A 3,002-nucleotide genomic window follows, 5' to 3' on the forward strand; every position below is an offset into this window, starting at 1 on the left:
ACAAATGTGGCGGCGTTATCCTCTACACTCCGAGTGCGGTCAGCAGATGGAACGATGTGCCCCCGGTCATATCCAGATCCTGAATACATCGTTGGCGTCACCTTCTCCCAACCCGTGGGGAGTGTTGGGTCAGGGCGAAAGTTGTCTTGGCGGTCGGTGTTCCCTAACCACGATTGGTTCAGATGCCAGCTAGCCCAGTTTGCAGTTCCCTTACTTTTGTTATAAGACAACGCATATTGAGGCTTCACCATCAGGTAGTTATCAGGATTCGCAACGCTGCTGATCGCGTTACTCGGATTGCCTAATCTGAGGTGAATGCTGGTTGAGGAAGGTGATGAATTGGGAGTGGCAGTCGGGGCTGACGGCGTTGGTATGGGCGTTGTTGAAGATGGTTCCTTGCTCGGGCATCCCTGAAGCAATAAGAGTAAAACCAGCGTCGCTGCAAAAGTTGTTAACCGAGCCAGATTCATCATAAATGTCAGATGCCTCGAAAACTTGTCAAGGCGCAAGGCTGAAATGTTTGTATCAAAATTAAATACCAATCGAGATGACGCCCTGAAAGATTCCAATTTTTACATCAAGGCTTTTCTCATTAATTACATTAACTTTCTACCTTACCTACATAAACAGACTTTCGCTTCCCTGCCCTCCAATAGCGTAGATATCGATAAGGACCACAGCCATTAATTATCTTTTCTTCCAAGTAACCAATACCTCCTTTACATCCCCGATCCTGATTCGGGAGCGCTGCCTCCTCCATCGGCTCCGGTGTCGGTTCCATTGCCTGTAGTAACCCGTCGATAATCGCTTTCATCTCTTCAAGTTCATCCCGGTTCCATTTCGCGGCATGAGGAGCGACTTGTTGGGGAGAGAAGTCAGAGGTTTTTTTTCTCGGCATGGCATTTAGGGTGCAAATAATCAGCCATAACCTTGATTATTGCACCCTAAATTTTAGGGTGCAATATTGCCGCTGAATGGTCGGAATTTTGCACCCTAAATTAACATCAGAAGCCGCAACCGCTTTAAAAGTGATGCTCTACCGCTGTAGAAATTAGCCGGTTTAGGGTTGAGTCTCTTGTCGAGGGTGCAATTGCTGAAGTTCTGGATGCTTAAAGTAGAGCTTTAAGTAATCTTGCTGAGATTGAATTTAGTCGTCGCTAAAGAGAATGGACAAGTAAGCTTGGGTTGCCTGGATGAAAGAAAATATAGGACGGCTGCTGGTAACGGGTGCTGTAGTGGGATTGATGCAATCAGGAGTTGTTGTGTCAGTCCTTGGTTTGTCGGCGAATGCCTCTACAACGTCCAAAAATCTAATTGCAAAAGCAAGCGCCAGACATCCGAGTACAACCAAATACAATGCCAAAGGATTCGTGATTGCACCTTATCCACGAGAGTGTGCGACCAAGAACTGCTACAACTGCCCAGATTTTCAATACCAGGAAGACGCTCAAGCATTTTTTGGGGCTTTCCCGAATGACCCTTCTGGGCTTGATGGTCGTCCTGGAGCGGCGACCGAGGGCAGACCGAATGTTGCTTGTGAAGCTCGCCCGCATCGACCCAAATAACTCAACCATTGCAGCCACCATTAGATAGAACAGCATTCGCGATTCGTTCTGGGGTGGCTTGATTGTAGGAGTACGTTCGGTATTGTAAGGCTATGCGATCGCTGAAAGCTCAACACCTGATTCATGCCCTCCCTGTTATGGCGATCGCTGCCATGATCGGGTCGATTATCTACCAGCAATGGCAACAAACGCTGCAAGCCCGACCCGATTATGACAGCGCTGATGCAGCCCTACCTCGTTATCCTGTTAAAGTTACAGCCAACCGCAACCCATCCTCACCCCAATCCGAGAATTGGAAAGTTCAGCAGGTTTTGACGGGTGAAAGCATGATTGTCAGTGCTGGCTGGAAGAAGGAGGAACTACGTTTATGCGGGATTGATGTCCCCGAATCTCTAGCCGCCGAATCCCGGAACTACCTCAAGCGGTTAATTGACCAAGCCAAAGGCGCAGTGATTGTCATCCCCATCGGACGCGATCGCTCGAATCGAATGATTGGTGAAGTATTTGTTAGTGCGAATACTCGCAACCCTGACGAGGAGAAGTTTCTCAATGGAGAAATGGTGATGGCTGGATTGGCTTACCACTACAGCCCATATTCATCGGGTTGTTTAAATCAAGAGGGAATCATTCAAGCTGAAGAAATTGCCCGTTCTGAGCATCGGGGAGTTTGGGTACAGTCAAAGGATATGTTAGATAAATAAACCCCAAACGATGACAGAGCTACCCATCTACGACCTCGGCATGACTGACACTGAATATGCTGCACTGACAGCCAAAAGCTACAATCCAACTTTAGAACACCAGTTTTTGGAAGTAGGCGAAGACCCTTCCCAAGCTTTGAAACTGACGCGATTGGTGGGGCTTTTACAGGATAAGCCACCAGAAACCGAGCCAGAGTGGGAAGAGGTGATCAGTGCGATTGAAGATGTATGTGGCGAAAAGACCCAATTGTGAAGGATAGGGGTAAGGGGCGATCGCCATCTATCTACGTCCCAATTGGGACTCAAGGGAGTGCAATCAAAAACTACTCCCTTAAAAGATGGGGTAGCCGGAGGCATCGAACCTAGATACTACATTCAGTATTTAGCTTCTATCTGGATGTCTTTCAAAGGATGAGTTGCGGATAAAATCAAGAGCGAAAAGAATGCTCCATATTAGGACATACTTTGTATTCAACTTTTTAGAAATTTGTCTTGTGATTGATTTATTAATCCTCTGAAGAGACATAGATTAAAAGACGGAGTGTGGGACATGGTACGCCTCGGTTTGAGGCGCGTTGTACTGACTCAAGAAAATTGTCTTATAAACGGTGGTTTATAGCTCAATCTCTTCGGACTAGCAAAGCGATAGCTAACGCGATCGCACTCTTGAAAAACTCCCAACTGCTGACTGACTCTTTCACCTTTTGCATTTTCACAGCCTCCTGTTAGCCTTAGC

The 3,002-nt window shown here is 47.1% G+C and carries 5 protein-coding genes; 3 read left to right on the forward strand and 2 right to left on the reverse strand.

Features of this window, described 5'->3' with window-relative positions:
• Both NDI34_RS28010 and NDI34_RS28015 read right to left on the reverse strand, forming a co-directional pair.
• Positions 1-470, reverse strand: a 470-nt coding sequence (locus tag NDI34_RS28010; RefSeq protein ID WP_348234483.1) for a DNA/RNA non-specific endonuclease, incomplete at its 3' end; no start/stop codon positions are given.
• A 131-nt stretch (positions 471-601) separates the two neighbouring features.
• Positions 602-898 carry a hypothetical protein gene (locus NDI34_RS28015; protein ID WP_190667232.1) on the reverse strand — a complete coding sequence of 99 codons (297 nt, stop codon included), beginning with the start codon at positions 896-898 and terminating at the stop codon, positions 602-604.
• Between the two features lie 295 nt (positions 899-1,193).
• Between NDI34_RS28015 and NDI34_RS28020 the strand changes: the two genes are divergently transcribed.
• The 3 genes from NDI34_RS28020 to NDI34_RS28030 all read left to right on the forward strand — a co-directional run bounded on the left by NDI34_RS28020 (position 1,194) and on the right by NDI34_RS28030 (position 2,519).
• Positions 1,194-1,565 carry a hypothetical protein gene (locus NDI34_RS28020; protein WP_348234484.1) on the forward strand — a complete coding sequence of 124 codons (372 nt, stop codon included), beginning with the start codon at positions 1,194-1,196 and terminating at the stop codon, positions 1,563-1,565.
• 92 nt (positions 1,566-1,657) lie between these two features.
• Positions 1,658-2,266 carry a thermonuclease family protein gene (locus NDI34_RS28025; RefSeq protein WP_348234485.1) on the forward strand — a complete coding sequence of 203 codons (609 nt, stop codon included), beginning with the start codon at positions 1,658-1,660 and terminating at the stop codon, positions 2,264-2,266.
• Between the two features lie 10 nt (positions 2,267-2,276).
• Complete coding sequence (locus tag NDI34_RS28030) at positions 2,277-2,519, forward strand: hypothetical protein (RefSeq protein WP_348234486.1); 243 nt, start codon at positions 2,277-2,279, stop codon at positions 2,517-2,519.
• Positions 2,520-3,002 lie beyond the last annotated feature (483 nt).

Origin of the sequence: Trichocoleus sp. DQ-U1 (genome assembly GCF_039961925.1) — a bacterium.
In the GTDB taxonomy this organism is placed as follows: Bacteria; Cyanobacteriota; Cyanobacteriia; order Cyanobacteriales; family FACHB-T130; genus FACHB-T130.